This window comes from Geodermatophilus obscurus (genome assembly GCF_900143215.1).
GTDB classification, from domain to species: domain Bacteria; phylum Actinomycetota; class Actinomycetes; order Mycobacteriales; family Geodermatophilaceae; genus Geodermatophilus; species Geodermatophilus obscurus_A.
In genome coordinates this window covers 1-23,165 of sequence record NZ_FRDM01000010.1, presented here as the reverse complement: position 1 = coordinate 23,165, position 23,165 = coordinate 1, and the positions used below count along the sequence as shown (strand labels likewise).

Genomic DNA, 23,165 nt, shown 5'->3' with positions numbered 1-23,165 from the left:
GCCCACCACTGCGCGCGTCGGCTCACGCCGGCCACCCTAGCGACGAGCTGTCGCGGCCGCGTCCCGAGGGGACCCGGACCGCAGCGTCCCGCCCGTCCCGCATCGTCCGCGAGGGCCCCGATCAGCCGCCGACGTAGGCCGCCAGGTGCTCGCCGGTGAGGGTGGAGCGGGCGGCGACGAGGTCGGCGGGGGTGCCCTCGAAGACGATCCGGCCGCCGTCGTGGCCGGCGCCGGGGCCGAGGTCGATGATCCAGTCCGCGTGTGCCATGACCGCCTGGTGGTGCTCGATGACGAGGACCGACTTGCCGGAGTCGACGAGCCGGTCGAGCAGGCCGAGCAGGTTATCCACGTCGGCGAGGTGCAGGCCGGTGGTCGGCTCGTCGAGGACGTAGACGTCGCCCTTCTCGGCCATCTGCGTGGCCAGCTTCAGGCGCTGCCGCTCGCCGCCGGAGAGCGTCGTGAGTGGCTGGCCGAGGGTGAGATAGCCCAACCCGACGTCGGCGAGCCGGTCGAGGATCGTGTGCGCGGCGGGCAGGCGCGCCTCACCGTCCCCGAAGAATTCCTCGGCCTCGGTGACCGACATGGCGAGCACCTCGCTGATGTCCCGGCCGCTGAGCCGGTACTCCAGCACCGCCGCCTGGAACCGCTTGCCCTCGCACTCCTCGCAGGGTGACTCGACGGTGGCCATGACCCCCAGATCGGTGTAGATGACGCCGGCGCCGTTGCAGGTGGGGCAGGCGCCCTCGGAGTTGGCGCTGAACAGCGCCGGCTTCACGCCGTTCGCCTTCGCGAAGGCCTTGCGGATCGGCTCGAGCAGGCCGGTGTAGGTGGCGGGGTTGCTGCGCCGGGATCCGCGGATGGCGCCCTGGTCGATCACCACGACCCCGTCGCGGCCGGCGACCGACCCGTGGATCAGCGAGCTCTTGCCGGACCCCGCGACGCCCGTGACCACGCAGAGGACACCGAGCGGGATGTCGACGTCGACGTCCCGGAGGTTGTGGGTGCCGGCGCCGCGGACGGCCAGCTCCCCGGTCGGCGTCCGAGCGTCGGGCTTGAGCGCCGCGCGGTACTCCAGGTGGCGGCCGGTGAGGGTGCCGCTCCCCCGGAGCCCCTCGAGGGTGCCTTCGTAGACCACCTCGCCGCCGGCCGTGCCCGCCAGCGGGCCGAGGTCGACGACGTGGTCGGCGATCGTGATCGTCTCGGGCTTGTGCTCCACGACGAGGACCGTGTTGCCCTTGTCCCGCAGCTGCAGGAGCAGGCCGTTCATCCGCTGGATGTCGTGGGGGTGCAGGCCGATCGTCGGTTCGTCGAAGACGTAGGTGACGTCGGTGAGCGAGGACCCGAGGTGGCGGATCATCTTGGTGCGCTGCGCCTCTCCGCCGGACAGCGTCCCCGACGGCCGGTCGAGGGAGAGGTAGCCCAGGCCGATCTCGGTGAACGAGTCGAGGAGGTGCTGCAGCCCGGCGAGCAGGGGGGCCACCGACGGCTCGTCGAGGCCCCGGACCCAAGCAGCCAGGTCGCTGATCTGCATCGCGCAGACGTCGGCGATGTTCTTCCCGTCGATCTTCGACGACCGGGCCTCCGGGGCGAGCCGGGTGCCGTCGCAGTCCGGGCAGGTCGTGAAGGTCACCGCCCGCTCCACGAAGCGCCGCACGTGCGGCTGCAACGCGTCGACGTCCTTGGACAGCATCGACTTCTGCACCTTCGGGATCACGCCCTCGTACGTGAGGTTGATGCCCTCGACCTTGATCTTGGTCGGCTCCTTGTACAGGAGGTCGTGCATCTCCTTCTTCGTGTACCCGCCGATCGGCTTGTCCAGGTCGAGGCCGATGCCCTGGAACAGGCGCCCGTACCAGCCGTCCATGCTGTAGCCGGGGACGGTGAGTCCGCCCTCGTTCAGGGACTTCGTCTCGTCGTACAGCGCGGTGAGGTCGAAGTCGTTGAGCGAGCCCATGCCCTCGCAGCGCGGGCACATCCCGCCGAGCCGGTTGAAGGTCGCCTTCTCCGCTCTCGTCTTCCCACCGCGCTCGACTGTGATCGCGCCGCTGGCCCGCACGGACGGGGTGTTGAAGGAGAAGGCGTTCGGCCCACCGATGTGCGGCCGCCCGAGCCGGCTGAACAGGATCCGCAGCATCGCGTTGGCGTCGGTGGCGGTGCCGACGGTGGAGCGGGGGTTCGCGCCCATCCGCTCCTGGTCGACGATGATCGCCGTCGTCAGCCCGTCGAGGACGTCGACCTCGGGTCGTGCCAGCGTCGGCATGAAGCCCTGCAGGAAGGCGCTGTAGGTCTCGTTGATCAGCCGCTGCGACTCCGCGGCGATGGTGCTGAACACCAGCGAGCTCTTGCCCGAGCCGGAGACGCCGGTGAACACCGTCAGCCGGCGCTTCGGGATCTCGACGCTGACGTCCTTGAGGTTGTTCTCGCGCGCGCCCTGCACGCGGATCAGCTCGTGGCTGTCGGCGACGTGCGGTGCAGGCGAGTGCGTGTCCGTCCTCGTGGCCATCCCCATCGTCTCTCTCTCCGTCGGGCGGGGCCGCCGTTCGCGGTCCCCGTCGGCGTCACCCTGCTCGACCTGACCGGCGGCGAGCGGTACGTCCGGTCCGATCCCGTCGGCGCGGTCGTGGCAACGGTCCGCTGTCTACCTGATCGGCGGTGTCGACCGGGGGTGGCACGACGCCCGTCGGGCCGTTCCGGGCCGGGATCCCCCGGCGAGGCAGGGAGCCCCCGTGCCCTGGCGGCGTCGCGGTGTGACCGCTACCGGACACGGGACGGCTTCGATGACCGATGACCCGCTCCTCGCTCTCCGGTCTGACCTGCATGACGTACCGGACGGTCACCTCCGCTGACGGCACCTCCATCGCCTACGAGGTCTTCGGCGCCGGCCCGCCGCTGATCGCCGTCTGTGGCGCCACGTGCGACCGCGCCCTGATGCGTCCCACGGCCCAGGCGCTCGGCGAGCACTTCACGACCGTCGACTACGACCGGCGCGGTCGCGGCGACAGCGGCGACACGCTCCCGTACGCGGTCGAGCGGGAGATCGAGGACATCGCCGCGCTGATCGACCGGGTCGGCGGCCGGGCCCACCTCTACGGGCACTCCTCGGGCGCCGGCCTGGTGCTGCACGCCGTCGCGGCCGGCCTGCCCGTGGACCGGTTCGTCCTGCACGATCCGCCCTACTCGCCCGACGACGAGTCCGCGCGGGAGGAGGCGCGCCGCTACGGGCAGACCATCCGCAGCCTGCTGGCCCAGGACGAGCGGGCCGACGCGCTGGAGACGTTCTGCCGCCTCACCGGGATGCCGGACGAGGTGATCGACGGGATGCGGGGAACGCACCGGTGGGCGGAGTTGACCGCACTGGCACCCACCCTCGCCTACGACTCGGCGGTGATGGGCGACATCGAGCGCGGCGGCGAGGTCCCGGAGGACGTCGCAGCCCGGGTTCCTCGACCCGGCGTCGTCCTGGTGGGCGACGAGAACCCCCCGTTCATGGCGGAGGTGGGCCGGCGGCTGGCACAGCTCCTGCCCGAGGGCAGGCACCACGTCATCGCAGGGCACGGCCACGTCGTACCGCCGGACGTGCTCGCACCCGTGGTCGCGGAGCACCTGCGCGGCTGACCAGCGGCTCCTCGATGCGGCCGCGCCGGCGGAGGGACCGTCGAGCGGGTCTCGACGGGTACCTCCGTGCAGCTCAGCGGGGAGCCGGAACACCAGAGGCGGGTCCGACCGCTCCGTGCGCACTCGCACGCCGGCAGGCGGCGCCCTCGTCAGGGCGTGGTCGCCGCGCGGATCTCGGTGGTCGCCCGCTCGATCTCCCGGCGCAGCTCCCGGCGGCGGCCGGCGGCCTCGTGCCGGCGGCGCTCCTCGGCGGTCCGGGGCCGCCACGGCGGGACCTCCTGGGGACGCCGGTCCGGCCCGATGGCGACCATCGTGAAGTAGCAGCTGTTGGTGTGCCGGACGACCTGGCTGACCAGGTCCTGGGTCGTCACCCGGACCCCGATCTCCATGGAGGTGCGTCCGGTGCGGTTCACGCTGGCCTGGAAGGTCACCAGCTCGCCGAGGTGGACCGGTTCGCGGAAGACGACCTGGTCCACCGAGAGCGTGACGGCGTAGGTCCGTGACCAGCGGGTCGCGCAGGTGTAGGCGACCTGGTCGAGGTACTTCAGCAGCAGGCCACCGTGGACGTTGCCCGCGAAGTTGGACATGTCCGGCGTCATCAGGATCGTCATCGACAGGCGGTGCAGGTCGTCGTCCCCGCCGCCGCGGTCCGCCGGTGGCTCGCCGTTCGTGGACATCTCGGGTCCTCCGGTCGCGGTCCTCGGCGGTGAGGGTCCCGTCGGCGTCCCGACCCGTTCCCCGACGCGCTCGGGGCTGCGAGGGGTCGGGATGGGGACGGTGTGCTCGCCGCGGTCCAGGGCTCGGGCGGAGGACCCCTCAGGTCGCGGGTGTGCGGGCACCGGCCGGCGCGTCGCGCAGGGGGAGAGCTGTTCCCGTCGTCGCAGGGAGAGCTCGGTTCTCTGCGAGGCGAAGGCTCCTCCTAGTCCTCGATGACGTCCAGCCCCTGCTCCCGCAGCTGCGTCAGGTGATCCAGCATCCCCTTCAGGACCTCCGGGTCGTGCCCTTCCCAGCTGTCCACCTCGCCGACGACGCGCAGCGGGTGACGGGTGCGGTAGGACTGCGTGGGGTTGCCGGGGAATCTCTTGTCGGTCACGTTCGGGTCGTCCTCGAAGGGACCCAGGGGCTCCACGACGTAGACGTGTCCCCGCTCGCCGCTCCCGGCCAGCGCTGTCGCCAGCTCGGCTCCCCAGATCGCTGTGTCCACGAGCGCGGTGAAGTAGATGTTGTTCGACACCCGGCCCTCCTGGAAGTTGGAGCCGTAGCCGGGCACCAGCTCATCGCCGACCTCCAGTGCGGACTTCGTGCCGTGGTAGAAGGGCCCCCTGACCTGCGCGCAGCGTTCGTAGGTCACGGGGACGCGGTCGCTGCCGTTCTCAGCCACAGCCCTCCTCCTCAGGCATCACGGTCGGCCGCCCCGCTCCGGGGTCAGGCAGACCGCCCGGCCTGCGAACGGCCAGGGCCCATCCCGCTCCACCACACGAGCGATGGTGCCGGAGCGATGCCGCGTGGCAACTCCAGGCGCGTCGGGCGAGAGCCCGCAGGACGGTGGCCACCCGGCTCGACGAGGCCGGACCGTCGCGGACGGCGGATCGCCGACCACCTCGGGCACGGCCGCCTCGTCCCCGGGCGGAGGCACTCCCGCTCCGGGACGAGCGTGGTCTCCCAAACCGCCGTGCCCGGCTGACTGCGTCCCGCCGGCACACCAACCCAGACAGCAGCGGAGGGCGGGCGGTGCAGCGCGGCGGGGCCGGGTGGGCCATCGCGCCGGACGGCGGTGGGATCCGCTGCCTAGGGTGTCGGCGTGTTCTTCCTCTTCGGCTTCGGCACCAAGCAGCAGGACCTGGGCCCCGGCGAGATCCGCACCTGCCCGCGCTGCGGCAACACCACGCAGTGGGCACGGGTGCGACAGGTCAAGCAGTTCACGGTGTTCTTCGTGCCGATCGCCCGGTGGGGACGCCGGCAGCTCGAGGTCTGTGGGATCTGCAGCACCGCCGTCGAGGTCTGAGCACGGTCGTCCGGAGTCCGGTCGTCAGCCGCCCGCGGGGTTCGTCGTCCCTCGCAGTCGTGCCGTTCCTGCCGCTCGGGCGACTGCGGTGCCCGCATCCGCTCAGCCTGGTGCTGGCTCGTCCGGATCGTGCGTTGCTGTACCGGTTGCCGCATGACGCCTTCGCAGCGGCTCAGCGCGAGAGGTGCACGGGTCCGTGCCGGCCCGGTGCACCGTCAGGCGGGCACCACCTCCCGACGGCCGGTGCCACCTCTGCGGCACGCCATCCCCGCAGCGAACTGAGCACCGCCACCCCCTGCGCCCGCTCGAGGTCGGCCACGTGGAGCACTCGCTCCCGCAGCCGGCCGGTCTCGAGCAGCCGCGCGCGCTCGACGCCGGGGAGGCACCCGGACTCCAGAGGGGGCGTCCACCACCACCCGTCGAGCTCCAGCGCCAGGGTGGCCCGGGTCGCCTCGGTCAGCTCTCCCCTCGTGTTGACCATGATCACGTCGTCGACGTCCGGTCGCCGCTCACGGCGCCGGTCGTACGGCTCCCGGCAGGTGGTCTTGTGGTACAGCCACGTGTCCCGCGGATCGACCGGCTCCTCGTCGACTGCCAGCAGCACCGGGCCGGGCGATGGTGGCGGCAGCGCTTGGACGTCGACGGCGAGAGCCCCGTCGCGGCGGAGCCGGATGCGGACGCGTGCCGCCGGCTCCCCCGCCAGCCGGGCGTCCAGCACGCGCTCCGCCGTCGACAGGTCGCACCCGAACCCCAGGTGGTCGGCAGACCGCGCCAGGCGCTGCAGATGGCGGTCCCGGTTCCGCAGCCCACGCCGGGGCTCGTACCGCATGGTCTCCAGGAGCTCGAACTCACGAGGGCGAGCGCGGAGGACGGCCGCCTTGGTGAGCACTTCGTCGTGTTCGGCCGCCGCGTCCGACCCCCAGGTGATGCCACCGCCGGTGCCGTACACGGCCTCCCCCGAGGACGTGTCCACCACAGCGGTCCGGATGGCCACGCTGAAGCGGGCCCGGACCGGCGCGTCCGGTGGCCCCACCCAGCCGATGGCTCCGCAGTAGACGCCGCGCGGGTCGGATTCCAGGGACCGGATGATCTCCATGGAGCTCGCCTTGGGCGCTCCCGTGACCGAACCGCAGGGGAAGAGCGCCCGGAACAGGTCCACCAGGTCCGTTCCGGGTCGCAGCCGGGCCGTCACGTCGGAGGTGAGCTGGAGCACGGTCTCGTAGCGCTCGACCGTGAAGAGCGCGGGCACCTCCACGCTGCCGATCTCGGCGATCCGGCCGACGTCGTTGCGCACGAGGTCGACGATCATGACGTTCTCCGCCCGCTCCTTGGGGCTGGCACGGAGCTCGCCGGCGACGCGCCGGTCCTCGTCCCGGTGACGGCCACGCCGCGCCGTGCCCTTCATGGGGCGCAGCAGCACCTGGTCACCACGGCGCTCGAAGAACAGCTCGGGGCTGGCACTGGCCACGGCGAACCGGCCGAGGTCGAGATGGGCGTTGTAGGCGCCGCGCTGGCCCAGCGCCAGGTCCCGGTAGAGGAGGAAGGGGTCCCCGGGCACGTGGCCGGACATCCGCACGGTCAGGTTGCACTGGAACGTGTCCCCGGCGGCGATCCGCTCCCGGACCTCCCGGACGCCCTGTGCGTGCCCGGCCGCTGTCCACGTGGGGCGCCACCGGGCGGTCAGGGCCGGGTCGGCGCCGGCCGGCTGCAGCGGAGGCACGGGAACCGGCTCCTCGCAGATCCCGAACCAGACCAGCGGCATCCCCATGGGCGTGGACGGGTGCACCGCGAGCTGCGGATCCAGTCCCGCGGCGGCCTCGTAGGCGACGTAGCCGAACGCCCACCGCCCGCAGTCCGTGGCCCGCTGGACCTCGGCCAGCACGCCGACGACCTCACCGGGGTGGTCGGCCACCAGGATCCGGTCGGGCGCGGGACACCGGAGCGCCGTCCCGGTGCGGAGGTCGTCGAAGCGGGCCCAGGTCACTGCGGCACCGTTGCCCCGTGGACGGCGGCGAGCAGCTGGGACGAGCCGCTCACCACGACCCGCACGGCCCCGTCCGCCTCCTCTCCCGCCCGGTCCTGCGGGTCCCTCAGCGCACCGGGCAGCGCCCGCGCGCGGCCGGGCTCCACGCCTGCCCGACCCCGCTGCGCCCCGAGCTCCTCGTACGGGTACCGGTGGACGCGGTCCAGCGCGGCCGCGGGCGCCAGCAGGCCCGCCGTCCCGGTTCCCACCAGACCTCAGCGGCTCAGCGGAAGACGACGGTGCTGTTCCCGTTGAGCAGCACCCGCTGCTCGCTGTGCCAGCGCACCGCCCGGGACAGCGCGAGCGCCTCGGCGTCCTGCCCGACGGTGGCCAGCGCACGGGGGTCGTAGGTGTGGTCGATGCGGATGACCTCCTGCTCGATGATCGGGCCCTCGTCCAGATCGGGGGTGACGTAGTGGGCGGTCGCCCCGACGAGCTTGACGCCGCGGTCGAAGGCCTGGTGGTAGGGCTTGGCGCCCTTGAAGCCCGGCAGGAACGAGTGGTGGATGTTGATCGCCCGCCCGTGCAGCGCCGCGCACGTCTCGTCGGAGAGCACCTGCATGTACCGGGCCAGCACCACCAGGTCGACGCGGTACTCGTCGACCAGCTCGAGCAGCCGGGCCTCGGCCTCGCGCTTGGTGGCCGGGGTCACGGGCACGTGCACGAAGGGCAGGCCGGCGGCCTCCGCCATCGGCCGGAGGTCCTCGTGGTTGGACACCACGGCGACCAGCTCTCCGCCGAGGTTGCCGGCCCGCCACCGGAAGATGAGGTCGTTGAGGCAGTGCCCGAGCTTGGACACCATCACGAGCACTCGCTCCGGCCGGTCGCCGGCGACCAGGTAGGACATGCCGAACGCGTCGGCCACCGCCTGGAAGGCCGCGGACAGCCGGTCGGCGTCGGTGTCCTCGGCGCACACGAAGGCCGTACGCAGGAACAGCTGCCCGCGGAGCGCATCGTCGAACTGCTGGTGCTCGACGATGTCGCAGCCGTGCTCGAACAGGAACGAGCTGACGGCGTGCACGATGCCCGGGCGTTCGGCACAGCTGAGGGTGAGGGTGAAGGGTCGGGACACGGGTGCCTCCTCAGCACTCGACGATGTTGAGCGCCAGCCCGCCACGGGCGGTCTCCTTGTACTTGTCCTTCATGTCGGCGCCGGTCTCCCGCATCGTCTTGATGGCCTTGTCGAGGGAGACGTGGTGCTGACCGTCACCGCGCACGGCCAGCCGGGCCGCGGTGATGGCCTTGACCGAGCCGATGGCGTTGCGCTCGATGCACGGGATCTGCACCAGCCCACCGACGGGGTCACAGGTGAGGCCGAGGTTGTGCTCGATGCCGATCTCGGCGGCGTTCTCCACCTGCTCCGGCGTCCCGCCGAGGAGCTCGGCGAGGCCGGCGGCGGCCATCGAGCAGGCCGAGCCCACTTCCCCCTGGCAGCCGACCTCGGCGCCGGAGATGGAGGCGTTCTCCTTGAAGAGCAATCCGATGGCGGCGGCGGTCAGCAGGAACCGGACCACGCCGTCCTCGGAGTAGGAGCCGACGAAGTCGCGGTAGTAGTGCAGGACGGCCGGCACGATGCCGGCGGCACCGTTGGTCGGCGCGGTCACCACCCGTCCACCGGCCGCGTTCTCCTCGTTCACCGCCAGCGCGTAGAGCGTGACCCACTCCATCGCGCGGAGCGGGTCGGCCTCGTCCGGGTGCTCCTCCAGCTGGGCGCGCAGCGCCGCTGCGCGCCGGCGGACCTTGAGCCCCCCGGGGAGGACGCCGGCGGTCCGGGTGCCGCGCTCCACGCACTCCTGCATCACCGACCAGGTGTGCAGCAGCCCGGCGCGGACCTCCGCCTCGCTCCGCCAGGAGAGCTCGTTGGCGAGCATCACGTCGCTGATCCGCAGGCCCGTCTCCCGCGTCCGGGCCAGCAGCTCCTCGCCGGTGCGGAACGGGTACCGGACGGGCGTGGGGTCCTCGACGATGGCCGGGTTCCCGGCATCGTCCTCGTCGAGGACGAACCCGCCGCCCACCGAGTAGTACTCGCGCCGGTCGACCTCGTCGCCCTCGGCGTCCAGGGCACGGAAGCGCATGCCGTTGCTGTGGAACTCCAGCCGCTTGCGGCGGTGCAGCACGACGTCGTCGTCCACGGAGAAGGCGATGGGGTGCTCGCCGGCCAGGGCCAGCTTCCCCTCGCGACGGACGGCGTCGACCCGCGGGCCGGCCGCCGCGGGGTCGACCAGGTCCGGCTGCTCCCCCTCGAGGCCGAGGACGACCGCCTTCACGCTGCCGTGGCCGTGCCCGGTCGCCCCCAGCGACCCGAACAGCTCGCAGCGCACCGCGGCGACCCGGGCCAGCCGCCCCTCGTCGCGGAGCCGGGACGCGAAGGTGCAGGCCGCCCGCATCGGGCCGACGGTGTGCGAGCTGGACGGGCCGATCCCGACCTTGAACAGGTCGAAGGCGCTGATGGTCACCGGTACCTCCCTCTCCCCGCTGATGCCGTGGCACACCATCTGCGATCCAGGTACACAGTTGGTATATCAGATGTACTGTGAAGGTATGTCGATCCCTCTGAAGAGGCAAGGCCTGGTGGCCGCCGACCTCTACGATCTGGTCGTGAGCGCTGAGCCCCTGGATCTCGACTCGTCTGCTGCCGCGTCGCTGGCGGACAAGGCCTACGTGGCGATCCGGGACCGGCTGATCATGCTCGACATCCGGCCGGGTGACCCGATCGACGACGACGAGCTGGCCAAGGACCTCGATGTGGGCCGGACCCCGGTCCGCGAAGCGCTGAAACGGCTGGAGGGCGACCGCCTCGTGGTGTCCTACCCTCGGCGGGGGACCTTCGCGACCGGGATGGACATCTCCGACCTGGCGCACATCTCCGACATCCGCGCCCAGCTCGAGCCGTTGGCAGCCCGTCGTGCCGCCGAACGGGCCGTCCGCACGGCGCACGCCGAGCTCGAGGACCTGGCCTCACGCATCCAGCACCTCGACGTCACCCAGATCGACCGGACCGAGCTGATGCGCTGGGACCTCGCCGTGCACCGGGCCATCTACCGGGCGGCCGGCAACCCGCACCTGGAGGACGTCCTGATCCGCTACGACAACCTGGCGACGCGGATCTTCTGCCTGTTCCTCGACCGGCTGCCCACGGTGGACGAGCACGTCGGTGAGCACGTGGAGCTGCTCCGCGCGATCGCCGCCGGCGACGCCGATCAGGCCGACGACCTCGCCCGTGAGCACGTCCTGGGCTTCGAGCGGGCGATCCGTTCGGTGATCTAGAGGAAGTCGAAGGACCCCGTCCTCCTCACCACTCGCAGGCTCGCGGCGAGCCTCTGGACGGGGCCGACCCTGGACGGGGGCGGGGCGAGCCCCGGGACGGGGCGCGTTCTGGACCGGGCGGGCTATCCCGTGCCGACGGCGTCCAGCACCGCCAGGACGTCCTGCGTGGCCGCGACGTCGTGCACCCGCAGCACCGCGGCACCTCGCTGGGCGGCGATGAGCGCCACGGCCAGGGAGGCGGGCAGCCGGTCCCCCACCGCCCGTCCGGTGAGCTGTCCGAGCACCGACTTCCGGGACAGCCCGACCATGACCGGGACCCCCAGGCTGCGCAGCCCGTCGAGCGAGGCCAGCAGCGCGACGTCGTGGGCCGGCGTCTTGCCGAACCCGAACCCCGGGTCCACCACCAGGTGCTCCTGCCGGATGCCGGCGTCGAGGCAGGCACGCACCCGCTCGGCGAGGAAGGTGCGCACCTCCACGACGACGTCCCGGTAGCGCGGGTCCTCCTGCATGGTCTCCGGCGAGCGCTGCATGTGCATCAGGCACACCGGCACGCCGAGCTCCGCGGCGGCCACCAGGGCGCCCGGCGACCGCAGCGCCCGGACGTCGTTGACCATGCTCGCGCCGGCCGCCACGGCGGCCCGCATGACCTCGGGCCGCGAGGTGTCCACGGACAACGGCACGGGGGTCCGCTGCACGAGGGCCTCGACCACCGGGACGACGCGGGCCAGTTCCTCGGCGAGGGTCGGCGGGCGCGAGCCGGGCCGGGTCGACTCCCCGCCGACGTCGATGAGGTCGGCACCCTCGGCGGCCAGGGTGCACCCGTGCGCCACGGCTCGGTCCAGGTCGTCGAACCGCCCGCCGTCGGAGAACGAGTCGGGGGTGACGTTGAGGATGCCGCAGACCAGTGGCCGCCCCGCCGCGAGCGCCCGTGCGAGGGGGTGCGTCGACGTGCCGGTGCCTGCGGGTGGGCGGTCGGCCAACGCCGTGCCGGTCATCGGGTGCTCCGTTCTCTGTCATCCGACCCGCTGCTGGCCCGTGTGAGGACCCCTCGAAGGACCCCTCGCCCCCCACCGCTCACACGTTCGCGGCGGGCCCCTGCGAGGGGCCGCCTCGCACGTTCGGGGTGAGCCTCGGGACGGGGGCCTCTTCAGCCGCGCGCGGACGCGACCGTGTGCTGCAGGAGCAGTGCCGTGGTGACCGGGCCGACCCCGCCGGGGACCGGGGTCAGCCCGGCGGCGCGCCCGGTGACCGCGCCGGCGTCGACGTCGCCGACCAGCCCGCCGTCGGGCGTCGGGTTGGTCCCGACGTCGATGACCACCGCGTCCTCGCCGACGTGCTCGGCCGTGATGAGCTCCGGCCGCCCGACGGCGGCGACGAGCACGTCCGCGGTCCGGGTGACCGCGGCCAGGTCCTTGGTGCGGCTGTGGCAGACGGTCACCGTGGCGTCCCGCTGCAGCAGCAGGTGCGCCGCGGGCTTGCCGACGACGGTGGAGCGCCCGACCACGACCGCGTGCGCGCCGGACAGCGGGATCCCGTGGTGGTCCAGGAGCACCAGCACGGCCTCGGCGGTCGCCGGCGGATGAGCGGGCAGGCCCACGGCCAGCCGTCCCAGGCTGAGCGGGTTCGCGCCGTCCACGTCCTTGGCGGGGTCGATCGACGCGGCGAGGTCCGCGAAGACGGCGTCGGCCGGCAGCGGCGTCTGCAGGATGATGCCGTGCACCGCAGGATCCGCGCTGAGCGCGGCCAGCTCGGCGCCGATCCGCTCCGGCGTCGCCGTCTCCCCGAGGTCGACGACCGAGCAGGCGATGCCGGTCTTCTGCGCGGCGCGGGCGATGGAGCGGACGTACCAGGCGCTGGACTCGTCGGCCGTCGCGACGACGACGGCGAGCCGGGGCGGTGTCCCGGCGGCGGTCAGCTCCGCGGCCGCGGCGGTGACCTCGGCGCGGATGCCGGCGGCCGGCCCGGTCCCGCTCAGCGTCGCGGTCATCGGACCAGCCCGTCCCGGACGGCGGCGGTGACCTTTTCCGCGCGCAGCACGAGGTCGTCGACGGTGTCGACGGCCGCGGCGAGCTCCCCCCAGGTCGCCGGGTCCTTGATGCCGCCGAGGTTGACCTCGACGTTGACCCGGGCCGTCGTGGCCGCGGCGCGGGCCGCCTCGGCGGCGGCGGCCACGTCGCTGACCACGTTGCGGTTGCCGATCGGCAGCAGCTGCTCGGCCAGGCCCAGCACCTGGTCGGCGACGGCGACGACGACCGCCGGCACCCGGGCCGCCGCGACCAGGGCCGCCGAGATCGCCTCGGACCGGGCCGCGGCCTCGTCGGGCGTCCCCTTCGGGAGCCGGTAGGCGTCGGTGACCGCCGTGAAGGCCGCGGCGTCCTCCTCGGCCAGGCCCAGCGCGTTCTCGCGCAGCCGGTCGGCGGTGGCCGTGACGGTGGCGATCTCCTCGGCGTGCTCGGCGTACTTCGCCGAGTCGCTGTAGCGGGCGACCATCGCCACCAGCGCAGCGGCCTGGGCCGCGTGCAGCGCGGCGGTGGCCCCGCCTCCGGGGGCGGGCACCCTGGCGGCGAGCTGCTCCAGGAACGTCTCGACGGTGTCGGTGCGCATGGGCGGGGTCCTCCTTCAGCCGCGGAGCCGGGTCATGCCCGGGTCCACGAGCGGCTCGGCAGTGACGGTGGCGGGGATGCGGGTGCCGAAGTACTCGATCTCGACGCCCGTGCCGACGGTCGTCGACGCGGGCAGCCAGGCGTAGGCGATCGGCCGGCCGACGGTGTGTCCGAAGGCCGCGCTGGTCACGTAGCCGGCCGGTCGGCCGTCGACGAACACCGGCTCGTGGCCGAGGACCACGCTGCAGCCGTCGTCGATCGTCAGGCAGGACAGCCGGCGGCTCACCGTGTCGTCCCCTCTCCCGGCCAGAGCCTCCCGCCCGACGAAGTCGGCCTGCTTCTGCCTGCGGACGGCGAACCCGAGACCGGCCTCGTAGGGGTCGTGCTCGGTCGTCATGTCGTGGCCCCAGGCCCGGTAGCCCTTCTCCAGCCGGAGGCTGTTGAACGCGGCCCGGCCCGCGGCGACCACGCCGAGGTCCTGGCCGGCGCGCCACAGCACGTCCCACAGCCGCTGGCCGTTGTCGGCGCTGGTGTAGATCTCCCAGCCGAGCTCGCCGACGTAGGACAGCCGCATCGCCGTCACGGGGACCCCGCCGATCCGGGCCCGCTTGGCGCGGAAGTACTTGAGCCCGTCGTTGGTGAAGTCGTCGGCGCTGACCCGCTGCACCAGGTCGCGGGCGCGCGGACCCCACAGCCCGATGCAGCAGGTGCCGCCGGTGACGTCGCGGACCTGCACGCTGCCGTCGTCCGGCGCCTCGCGCAGCAGGAGGTCGTGGTCGAGGGGCCCGTTGGCGCCGATCTGGAACAGCTGCTCGCCGAGCCGGGCGACGGTGAGGTCGCTGCGGATGCCGCCGGCCTCGTCGAGGGCGAGCGTGTAGGTCACCGACCCGACCGACTTGTCCATCTCGCCGGTCGTCAGCCGCTGCAGGAGGGCCAGGGCGCCGGGGCCGCTGACCTCGAGCCGCTTGAGCGGCGTCATGTCGTACAGCGCCACGGCGGTGCGGGTCTTCCACGCCTCGGCTGCCGCGATGGGGGACCAGAACTGCCCCGCCCAGGCGTCGCGCTCCCGCGGCACCCACTCCGCGGGCAGCTCGTCCACCAGGTGCGCGTTGGCCTCGTACCAGTGCGGCCGCTCCCAGCCGGCCGCCTCGAGGAAGACCGCGCCGAGCTCCTGCTGCCGGGTGTGGAAGGGGCTGACCCGCAGGTCGCGCGGGGACAACCGCGGCTGCAGCGGGTGGATGACGTCGTAGACCTCCACGAAGTTCTGCTGCGAGGTCTCGCTGACGTACTCCGGGGCGAGCTGGACGTCCTCGAAGCGATGCACGTCGCAGCCGTGCAGGTCGACCTCGCTGCGGCCGTCGACGAGCAGCTGGGCCACCGCCCGGCCGACCCCGGCGGAGTGGGTCACCCAGACCGCCTCGGCGATCCAGAAGCCGGCCACGTCCCGCGACTCACCGATCAGCGGGCCGCCGTCCGGCGTGAACGAGAAGACACCGTTGAAGCCGTTGTCGATCTTCGAGGTGCGCAGCGAGGGCAGCAGCAGCTGGCTCTGCTCCCACGCCGGGGCGAAGTCCTCCTCGGTGAAGGGCAGCATCGAGGGCATCGACGACTCCCGCACGCCGTCCCCCTGCGGCAGCTCGCGCAGGTCGACCGGCATCGGCCGGTGGGCGTAGGAGCCGATGCCCAGGCGGTCGGCGCGCTCCCGGTAGTAGAGGTCCTGGTCCTGGTGGCGCAGGATCGGCAGGCTCGCCTCGCTCAGCTCGTCGTTGCGGCCGACCAGCTCGGGCACCTGGCCGGTCCAGACGAACTGGTGGGCCAGCGGCAGCAGCGGCACGTCCATGCCGACCATCGCGCCGAGCTCCTGTCCCCAGAAGCCGGCGCAGGAGACGACGACGTCGGCAGGGATGACGCCGTCCGGGGTCCGGACGCCGGTCACCCGGCCGCCGGTCTGCTCGATGCCGGTCACCCGGGTCGAGCCCTGGAAGCGGGCACCCCGCGCCTCGGCGCGGCGAGCCAGCGCGACGACCGCCCGCGACGCCTTGGCCAGGCCGTCGCTGGGGATGTGCAGGCCACCGAGGATGCGGTCGCGGTCGACCAGCGGGTGCAGCCGCACGCACTCGTCCACGTCGACCACCTGCGACTCGACGCCCCAGGAGGTGGCCCAGCCCTGCTTGCGGTGCAGGTCGGCGAGCCGCTCAGGAGTGGTGGCGATCTCGAGGCCGCCGACCTGGTTGAAGCACCAGGCGCCGTCGACGTCGATGCCCGTGAGCTTCTCCACGGTGTAGCTGGCGAACGCGGTCATCGTCTTGGAGGCGTTGGTCTGGAAGACCAGCCCCGGCGCGTGCGACGTGGAGCCCCCGGTCAGCGGGAGGGGCCCCTGGTCGACCACGGTGACGCGGTCCCAGCCACGAGCGGTCAGCTCGTCGGCCAGGTTGGCGCCGACGATCCCCGCTCCGATGATGACCACACGAGGGGTGGTGGACATTGCTTTCGCTCCTGACGTGCCGGTGGATCCGGGGACGGCCGACGGGGGTCGGTCAGCTGGTGGGGGTGGGAGTGAACTCGAGGGCCGCGTCGAGCAGCCAGTCGGCGAGGTAGCCGGCGAAGGACGACCGGACCAGGACGACGACGTCATCGCCGGCGTCGGAGAGCGCGAGCAGCACCACGCCGGCCTGGCCGAGCGTCGTCTGCGCGCTGCTCCCCCGGCCGAACACCCGCGGGTGCAGGTCGACCGAGCAGCCCTTGGCCAGGACGTCGCGCACTCGCGCCCCGGTCAGCCGCAGACCGATCCGCTGGGCGGAGACGTCCGTCGCGGACCCGCCCAGCGGGACGACGGCGGCCCGGACCCGGGCCTCCAGCTCCTCGGGCGCCTCGGTGGTGCTGGTGAGCAACCACTCGTCCGGGCCCAGCCAGACGGCGCGCCCGCTGCCGGCCGGCGCCCAGGTGTTGGGCGCGGTCGGCAGGTCGGCGCCCAGCGCCGCCGACGTCTGGGCGCCGACGGTGCCGAGCCGGACGTCGACCATCGCCACGTACGGCTCGACGGCGATGCCGACGGTCTCGGGCAGCTGCTCGAAGGCGGCGTGCCAGGCCTGGAGCGGGTGGGTGCGCAGCAGCTCAGCCATCGCGACGGGCTCCTTCGGGGTCGATCAGCACCGAGCCGGTGACCTCGACCGGGACGAGGGTGCCGTTGACGGGGACGTGGACGGTGTCGCCGATGCGCTCCCGGCCGCCCCTGACCAGGGCCAGGGCGAACGGGCGGGCGAGCTCGGCGCTGCGGTAGCTGGAGGTGACGTGGCCCAGCATCGGGACCGGCGGGGGCGGCAGCTGGCCGTCGGCGCGGAACTCGACGATCTGCGAGCCCTCCGGCAGCACGGTCTCCCGGTCCACCGGCAGCAGCCCGACCAGCTGCTTGCGCAGCGGGTCGGCGTTGGCCGGGCGGGCGAAGGAGCGCTTGCCGACGAAGTCGGGCTTCTTCTTGGAGACCGCCCACGCCATGCCCAGGTCGTGCGGGCTGACGGTGCCGTCGGTGTCCTGCCCGATGATCGGGTAGCCCTTCTCCGCGCGCAGGACGTGCATGGTCTCCGTGCCGTACGGCGTGATGCCGTACGGGCGGCCGGCCTCGAGCAGCCGCTGCCAGACCGCGACCGCGTACCAGGGGTTGACGTAGACCTCGAACGCGAGCTCGCCGGAGAAGCTGATCCGGGCCAGCCGGACCGGCACCCCGTCGAGGGTGGCGTCCCGCCAGGTCATGAACGGGAACGCCTCGGCGGAGACGTCCACGTCGGGGAAGACGGCGCCGACGACGTCCCGGGACCGCGGTCCCACGACGGGGAAGGTGGCCCACTGCTCGGTGACCGAGGTGCAGTGCACCCGCAGGTCCGGCCACTCCGTCTGGAGCCACTCCTCCATCCAGTCGAGGATCTTCGCCGCGCCGCCGGTGGTGGTGAGGACGAGGAAGCGGTCCTCGGCCAGGCGGAACACGGTCCCGTCGTCGATGACCATGCCGTCGACGCCGCACATGACGCCGTAGCGGACGGAGCCGACCTTCAGGCTGCTCATCAGGTTCGTGTAGAGCCGGTCCAGGAGGACGGCGGCGTCCGGGCCCTGGACGTCGATCTTGCCGAGGGTGGAGCCGTCGATGATCCCGACGCCGGTCCGGGCCGCGGCGCACTCCCGCAGGACCGCGGCCTCCATGTCCTCGCCGGGCTGCGGGTAGTAGCGGGGGCGCTTCCACTGGCCGACGTCCTCGAAGACCGCGCCGGCTGCCACGTGCCACTGGTGCAGGGCCGTGACCCGCTCGGGGTCGAAGAGCCGGCCGCGGTCGCGGCCGGCCAGGGCGGCGAAGGCGACCGGGGTGTACGGCGGCCGGAACGTGGTGGTCCCGGTGTCCTGCACCGGGATCCCGAGCAGCTCGGCGGTGATCCCCGAGGTGAGGACGCCGGAGGTCTTGCCCTGGTCGTGCGCCGTCCCGATCGTCGTGAAGCGCTTGACGTGCTCGAGGGAGCGCAGGCCGGCGCCGACCGCGCGGGCGATGTCGGCGACCGTCGCGTCGCGCTGCAGGTCGACGAACGAGGTGCTGCCCTCGGCGCCGGAGGTGTCCGGCACCCGCCACAGCACCAGCGGCGCGGCCGGGATGACAGCCTCCGGGGCGGCGGGCAGCGGGTCCTCCCCAGCCGGCGGGATCGCCAGCGCGGTCAGCGCGGCGCGGACGACGCGCTGACCGTCGGCCAGGCACCCGGCCAGGTCGAACCCGCCGGCGGCCGAGCCGGTGACGGCCAGGCCGTCGAGTTCCTCCCCCGGGAGGAAGGCCCCGAGGGTCTCGTCGTAGCGGAGCCGGCCGCGGGCCTGGCTGAACAGGTGCACCGCGGGGTTCCAGCCCCCGCTGACCAGGAGCAGGTCGCAGCCGATCGCGCTGCTGGCGCCGACCTCGCCGTCCGCGAACGGGGCGACCAGGGCGTGCGTGACCCGCTCGACGCCCTGCGTGCCGGTCACGACGGCACCGGACAGGACGCGGATGCCGGCGTGCTCGCACTCGTCGCGGCGCGGCGAGCCCTCCGGCCGGGCGTCGACCACCGCCTGCACCTGCACACCCGCGTGGTGCAGGTCGAGGGCGGCGTCGTAGGCGCTGTCGTTCGTGGTGAACACGACGGCCTCGCGACCGGGCAGCACGCCGTAGCGGTGCAGGAAGGTCCGGGCGGCGCCGGCGAGCATGATCCCCGGGCGGTCGTTGTCGGCGAAGACGACCGGGCGCTCGTGCGCCCCCGTCGCGACGACGATCGAGCGGGCCCGGATGCGCCACACCCGCTGGCGGGAGACGTGCCTGGGCGCGCCGGTGCCGAGGTGGTCGGTGCGCCGCTCCAGTGCCAGGACGAAGCCGTCGTCGTAGCTGCCGAAGGCGGTGGTGCGCTGCAGGTGCAGCACCTCCGGGTGCGCGGCCAGCTCGGCGACCGCCGCGGCGACCCACTGCGACGCCGGAGCGTCGTCGAGCCGGTCGGTGCCCGACAGCAGCGAGCCGCCGGCCTCGGACTGCTCGTCGACGAGGGCGACGCGGGCACCGGCCCGGGCGGCGGTGAGCGCGGCGGCCAGCCCAGCGGGTCCGGCCCCCACGACGAGCACGTCCACGTGGTGGTGGACGGCGTCGTAGCGAGCGGAGTCGGGGACCTCGGCGAGGCGACCCTGCCCCGGCAGACCGTGGGCGACCAGGCCGTCGTACAGCTCGACGGTGGTGGCCAGCAGCATCGGCTCGGGGAAGGGCGCCTCGATCTGCACGAGGCTGCCCGGGTCCTCGGCCCACGCCGCGGCGATGCCGCGCGGTCGGCCGAGCTTGATGCTCGTGGCGACCTGGTGCCGGCCGTTGGCGAGCAGCGCCGAAGCCAGGGTGTCGCCGGGGTGACCGGGAAGGGTCTGCCCGTCGAAGGTGATCTCGACGGTGGTGGCGCGGTCGATGCGGCCGCCATCGGGGGTGCGGAACGGGCTCGTCATGGGGCTGTGCTCCTGCGTGAGCTCGCGAGCTCGGTCGCGAGCGGCTTCGGGTCATCGAGGCGGTAGACGCGCTCGAAGCGGTAGGTCGTGGTGTCGCGGATCGCGTTGAACCAGCGGCGGCAGCCGGCGCTGTGGTTCCAGCGCTCCGCGAAGCGGCCCTTGGGGTTGTCGCGGAAGAAGACGTAGTGCGCCCACTGCTCGTCGGAGAGCTCGGCGGGGCTGTCCGGGTAGGGGACGTGGGCCTGACCGCCGTAGGAGAACTCGACCTCCTCGCGGGGGCCGCACCACGGGCATGCGATGAGTTGCACGGGGAACTCCTGGGTCGGGGGGCGAGGCGTCAGTGGGCCACGGCGGCCGCGCCGTGCTCGTCGACGAGCGCGCCGGTGACGAAGCGGTCGAGGGCGAACGGCGCGACGAACGGGTGAGGCTCGTCGTGGGCGATGGTGTGCGCCAGGGCCGAGCCGATGCCGGGCGTGGCCTTGAACCCGCCGGTGCCCCAGCCGCAGTTGAGGTAGAGGTTCTCGTAGGGCGTGCGCCCGACGATCGGCGAGGCGTCGGGGCTGACGTCGACGATGCCGCCCCAGGTGCGCAGCAGGTGCGCCCGCGCGAACACCGGGAAGAGCTCGACGGCGGCGGCCATCTGCCGCTCGATGATGTGGAAGGCGCCCCGCTGGCCGTAGCCGTTGTAGGAGTCGACGCCGGCGCCCATGACGAGCTCGCCCTTGTGCGCCTGGGAGACGTACACGTGCACGGCGTTGGACATGACCACCGTGGGGTGCACCGGCTCGAGCAGCTCGGAGACCAGCGCCTGCAGCGGGTGGCTCTGGATCGGCACGCGGATGCCGAGCATGTCGGTGAGGACGGAGGTGTGGCCGGCCGCGCAGAGGGCGACCGTGCCGGCGCCGATGGTGCCGCGGGTCGTCTGCACCCCGGTGACCCGGTTGCCGTCGGTGGCGAACCCGGTGACCTCGCAGTCCTGGATGAGGTCGATGCCGGCCTCGTCGGCCCGGCGGGCGAAGCCCCAGGCCACGTAGTCGTGCTTGGCGATGCCGGCGCGCGGCTGGTACGTCGCCCCCAGGACCGGGTAGCGGATGTCGGCCGACGTGTTGACGACCGGGCAGATCTTGCGGACCTCGTCCGGCTCCAGCCACTCCGCGTCGACGCCGTTGAGCTTGTTGGCCTCGACCCGGCGCACGCTGTCGCGGACGTCCTGCAGGGTGTGGGCGAGGTTGAGCACGCCGCGCTGGCTGAACAGGATCGGGTAGCCGAGGTCCTCCTCGAGCCCCTCCCACAGCTTCAGCGCGTGCTCGTAGATGGTCGAGCTCTCGTCCCACAGGTAGTTGGACCGGATGATCGTGGTGTTGCGGGCCATGTTGCCGCCGGCCAGCCAGCCCTTCTCCAGCACCGCGACGTTCGTGATGCCGTGGTTCTTGGCGAGGTAGTGCGCCGTGGCCAGGCCGTGCCCGCCGCCGCCGACGATCACCACGTCGTAGGAGCGCTTGGGCTCCGGGCTCCGCCAGAGCGTGTCCGGGTGCTCCGGCAGGTCCGCGCCGGGGGTGCGCGGGGTGCGGGTGGCGTGGGAGGAACCGGGGCTCATCGGGAGACCTCCGTCAGGTCGGGGTAGAGCGGGTGGCGGTCGGCGAGCCGGGTGACCCGCGGGCGGAGCGCGGCGAGCTCTCCCTCACCCACGGCGGGCCGGAGCGCGGCGGCGATCACGTCGGCCACCTCGGCGAAGTCCTCGAGGTCGAAGCCGCGGGCGGCCAGCGCCGGGGTGCCGATGCGGACCCCGGAGCTGACCATGGGCGGGCGGGGGTCGAAGGGCACGGCGTTGCGGTTGACGGTGATGCCGATGGAGTGCAGCCGGTCCTCGGCCTGCCGGCCGTCGAGCGCCGACTCCCGCAGGTCGACCAGCACCAGGTGGACGTCGGTGCCGCCGCTGACCACGTCGATGCCCGCTTCGCGGGAGTCGGGGGCCAGCAACCGGTCGGCCAGCAGCCGGGCGCCGGCGAGCGTGCGCTCCTGGCGCTCGCGGAAGGCCGGCTCGCCGGCCAGCTTGAAGGCGACGGCCTTGGCGGCGATCACGTGCTCGAGCGGGCCGCCCTGCTGGCCGGGGAACACCGACGAGTTGAACTTCTTCGCCAGGTCCGCCGTGGCCAGGATGACCCCGCCACGCGGCCCGCCCAGGGTCTTGTGGGTGGTCGAGGTCACCACGTGCGCGTGCGGCACCGGGGAGGGGTGCAGCCCGGCGGCGACGAGCCCGGCGAAGTGCGCCATGTCGACCATCAGGTAGGCCCCGACCTCGTCCGCGATCCGGCGGAACTCGGCGAAGTCCAGGTGGCGGGGGTAGGCCGACCAGCCGGCCACGATGAGCTTGGGCCGCCGCTCCTGCGCCAGCTTCTCCACCTCGGCCATGTCGACCCGGTGGTCCTCACGGCCCACGTGGTACGCGGCCACGTCGTAGAGCTTCCCGGAGAAGTTGAGCCTCATCCCGTGGGTCAGGTGGCCCCCGTGGGCCAGGTCCAGCCCCAGGATGGTGTCACCGGGCTCGAGCAGGGCGGCCATCGCCGCGGCGTTGGCCTGCGCACCCGAGTGCGGCTGCACGTTGGCGTACTCCGCGCCGAACAGGGCCTTCAGCCGGTCGATGGCCAGCTGCTCGATCACGTCCACGTGCTCGCAGCCGCCGTAGTACCGCCGGCCGGGGTAGCCCTCGGCGTACTTGTTGGTCAGCACCGAGCCCTGGGCCTGCATGACGGCCACGGGGGCGAAGTTCTCGCTGGCGATCATCTCCAGCGTGGTCTGCTGCCGGGTCAGCTCGGCGGTGATCGCATCGGCGACCTCCGGGTCGGTGTCCGCCAGCGACCGGTCGAGCACGCGGTCCGGAACGGCCGAGGCCGGTGGCGCTCCGTCAACCTGGACGACCATGCCGGAGTCCCTTCTGTCATGAGATGATGCCGAGGACTGGTATATCAGTCGTCCAACACCGTAGGGTGAGCGCCGGACGGGGTCAAGGGGTGCTGCGAAAGGACCTCCCTGGCCCCACCGTGAAAGGACCCTCCTGCCCCCACCGTTCGCAAGCTCACGGCGGGGCCCTGCAGGAGGGCCGCGGCAGGCCCATCAGGGAGGCCGCCGTGTCCGGTCCGCACATCCGCGAGAGGAGATCCACCGTCATGGCCTACGAGGTGAAGGGCGTCGTCGCCCGCAGCAAGGGTGCCCCGGTGACCGTCGAGACGATCGTCGTCCCCGACCCCGGTCCCGGGGAGGCGGTGGTCGACATCCAGGCGTGCGGGGTGTGCCACACCGATCTGCACTACCGCGAGGGTGGCATCACCGACGAGTACCCGTTCCTGCTCGGCCACGAGGCCGCCGGGGTGGTGTCCGCGGTCGGGGAGGGGGTCAGCAACGTCGCGGTGGGGGACTTCGTGGTCCTCAACTGGCGGGCGGTCTGCGGGCAGTGCCGCGCCTGCCTCAGGGGCGAGCTGCAGTACTGCTTCAACACCCACAACGCCGCGCAGAAGATGACGCTCACCGACGGCACCGAGCTGTGCCCGGCGCTGGGCATCGGCGCGTTCGCCGAGAAGACGCTGGTGCACTCCGGGCAGTGCACTCCGGTCGACCCCCAGACGCCGGCCACCGCCGCCGGGCTGCTCGGCTGCGGCGTGATGGCCGGCGT

At 73.1% G+C, this 23,165-nt stretch carries 20 protein-coding genes; 4 read left to right on the top strand and 16 right to left on the bottom strand.

The window, feature by feature from the left end:
• Window positions 1-121: 121 nt before the first annotated feature.
• On the bottom strand, window positions 122-2,503 hold the full coding sequence (locus BUB17_RS11590; RefSeq protein ID WP_072918138.1) for an ATP-binding cassette domain-containing protein: 2,382 nt from the start codon (window positions 2,501-2,503) through the stop codon (window positions 122-124).
• A 281-nt stretch (window positions 2,504-2,784) separates the two neighbouring features.
• Here BUB17_RS11590 and BUB17_RS11585 point away from each other — a divergent pair, with 281 nt between their 5' ends.
• A complete protein-coding gene (locus tag BUB17_RS11585; RefSeq protein ID WP_244277170.1) occupies window positions 2,785-3,615 on the top strand; it encodes an alpha/beta fold hydrolase in 831 nt (276 codons plus the stop codon).
• 149 nt (window positions 3,616-3,764) lie between these two features.
• Here BUB17_RS11585 and BUB17_RS11580 read toward each other — a convergent pair whose 3' ends face one another.
• Both BUB17_RS11580 and arr read right to left on the bottom strand, forming a co-directional pair.
• Window positions 3,765-4,292 (bottom strand): acyl-CoA thioesterase, encoded by a 528-nt coding sequence (locus tag BUB17_RS11580; RefSeq protein ID WP_072918136.1) that lies wholly within the window; start codon window positions 4,290-4,292, stop codon window positions 3,765-3,767.
• Window positions 4,293-4,534: 242 nt separating this feature from the next.
• Window positions 4,535-4,966 (bottom strand): NAD(+)--rifampin ADP-ribosyltransferase, encoded by a 432-nt coding sequence (arr, locus tag BUB17_RS11575; RefSeq protein WP_072918285.1) that lies wholly within the window; start codon window positions 4,964-4,966, stop codon window positions 4,535-4,537.
• A 450-nt stretch (window positions 4,967-5,416) separates the two neighbouring features.
• On the opposite strand from arr, the gene BUB17_RS11570 reads away from it, so the two are divergent.
• Window positions 5,417-5,620, top strand: coding sequence for a zinc-ribbon domain-containing protein (locus BUB17_RS11570; RefSeq protein WP_072918134.1), 204 nt, complete (start codon window positions 5,417-5,419; stop codon window positions 5,618-5,620).
• A 172-nt stretch (window positions 5,621-5,792) separates the two neighbouring features.
• Here BUB17_RS11570 and pabB read toward each other — a convergent pair whose 3' ends face one another.
• The 4 genes from pabB to BUB17_RS11550 are packed head-to-tail and all read right to left on the bottom strand — an operon-like array spanning window position 5,793 to window position 10,099.
• A complete protein-coding gene (pabB, locus tag BUB17_RS11565) occupies window positions 5,793-7,604 on the bottom strand; it encodes an aminodeoxychorismate synthase component I (RefSeq protein WP_083606276.1) in 1,812 nt (603 codons plus the stop codon).
• Entirely contained in the window at window positions 7,601-7,852 is a 252-nt protein-coding gene (locus BUB17_RS11560; RefSeq protein ID WP_072918133.1) for a hypothetical protein, read from the bottom strand. The genes pabB and BUB17_RS11560 overlap by 4 nt, the downstream gene beginning before the upstream one ends.
• Window positions 7,853-7,866: 14 nt before the next feature.
• The gene (purU, locus tag BUB17_RS11555; RefSeq protein ID WP_072918131.1) at window positions 7,867-8,715 is read right to left on the bottom strand and encodes a formyltetrahydrofolate deformylase; all 849 of its coding nucleotides are present in this window, start codon (window positions 8,713-8,715) and stop codon (window positions 7,867-7,869) included.
• A 10-nt stretch (window positions 8,716-8,725) separates the two neighbouring features.
• Window positions 8,726-10,099 carry an L-serine ammonia-lyase gene (locus tag BUB17_RS11550; protein ID WP_072918129.1) on the bottom strand — a complete coding sequence of 458 codons (1,374 nt, stop codon included), beginning with the start codon at window positions 10,097-10,099 and terminating at the stop codon, window positions 8,726-8,728.
• A gap of 142 nt (window positions 10,100-10,241) precedes the next feature.
• Here BUB17_RS11550 and BUB17_RS11545 point away from each other — a divergent pair, with 142 nt between their 5' ends.
• Complete coding sequence (locus BUB17_RS11545; RefSeq protein WP_072918284.1) at window positions 10,242-10,910, top strand: GntR family transcriptional regulator; 669 nt, start codon at window positions 10,242-10,244, stop codon at window positions 10,908-10,910.
• 122 nt (window positions 10,911-11,032) lie between these two features.
• Here the strand turns inward: BUB17_RS11545 and folP are convergent, their stop codons facing one another.
• The 9 genes from folP to glyA form a co-directional block, all read right to left on the bottom strand.
• A complete protein-coding gene (gene folP, locus BUB17_RS11540; RefSeq protein WP_072918128.1) occupies window positions 11,033-11,905 on the bottom strand; it encodes a dihydropteroate synthase in 873 nt (290 codons plus the stop codon).
• A gap of 152 nt (window positions 11,906-12,057) precedes the next feature.
• Window positions 12,058-12,897: a bifunctional 5,10-methylenetetrahydrofolate dehydrogenase/5,10-methenyltetrahydrofolate cyclohydrolase gene (locus tag BUB17_RS11535; RefSeq protein WP_072918126.1), complete on the bottom strand. Its 840-nt coding sequence runs from the start codon at window positions 12,895-12,897 to the stop codon at window positions 12,058-12,060.
• Window positions 12,894-13,514 (bottom strand): cyclodeaminase/cyclohydrolase family protein, encoded by a 621-nt coding sequence (locus BUB17_RS11530; protein WP_072918124.1) that lies wholly within the window; start codon window positions 13,512-13,514, stop codon window positions 12,894-12,896. Before BUB17_RS11530 ends, BUB17_RS11535 begins: the two co-directional genes overlap by 4 nt.
• 15 nt (window positions 13,515-13,529) lie before the next feature.
• On the bottom strand, window positions 13,530-15,998 hold the full coding sequence (locus tag BUB17_RS11525; RefSeq protein WP_072918123.1) for a GcvT family protein: 2,469 nt from the start codon (window positions 15,996-15,998) through the stop codon (window positions 13,530-13,532).
• 52 nt (window positions 15,999-16,050) lie between these two features.
• The gene (locus tag BUB17_RS11520) at window positions 16,051-16,635 is read right to left on the bottom strand and encodes a sarcosine oxidase subunit gamma (RefSeq protein WP_072918121.1); all 585 of its coding nucleotides are present in this window, start codon (window positions 16,633-16,635) and stop codon (window positions 16,051-16,053) included.
• Window positions 16,628-19,495 carry a 2Fe-2S iron-sulfur cluster-binding protein gene (locus BUB17_RS11515; protein WP_072918119.1) on the bottom strand — a complete coding sequence of 956 codons (2,868 nt, stop codon included), beginning with the start codon at window positions 19,493-19,495 and terminating at the stop codon, window positions 16,628-16,630. Before BUB17_RS11515 ends, BUB17_RS11520 begins: the two co-directional genes overlap by 8 nt.
• Window positions 19,492-19,803: a sarcosine oxidase subunit delta gene (locus BUB17_RS11510; RefSeq protein ID WP_072918117.1), complete on the bottom strand. Its 312-nt coding sequence runs from the start codon at window positions 19,801-19,803 to the stop codon at window positions 19,492-19,494. The genes BUB17_RS11515 and BUB17_RS11510 overlap by 4 nt, the downstream gene beginning before the upstream one ends.
• Window positions 19,804-19,832: 29 nt before the next feature.
• Window positions 19,833-21,092, bottom strand: a complete 1,260-nt coding sequence (locus BUB17_RS11505; protein WP_072918116.1) for a sarcosine oxidase subunit beta family protein — start codon at window positions 21,090-21,092, stop codon at window positions 19,833-19,835.
• On the bottom strand, window positions 21,089-22,417 hold the full coding sequence (gene glyA, locus BUB17_RS11500) for a serine hydroxymethyltransferase (protein WP_072918114.1): 1,329 nt from the start codon (window positions 22,415-22,417) through the stop codon (window positions 21,089-21,091). The genes BUB17_RS11505 and glyA overlap by 4 nt, the downstream gene beginning before the upstream one ends.
• A gap of 206 nt (window positions 22,418-22,623) precedes the next feature.
• Here glyA and BUB17_RS11495 point away from each other — a divergent pair.
• Window positions 22,624-23,165, top strand: a 542-nt coding sequence (locus BUB17_RS11495; RefSeq protein WP_244277168.1) for an alcohol dehydrogenase catalytic domain-containing protein, incomplete at its 3' end; no start/stop codon positions are given.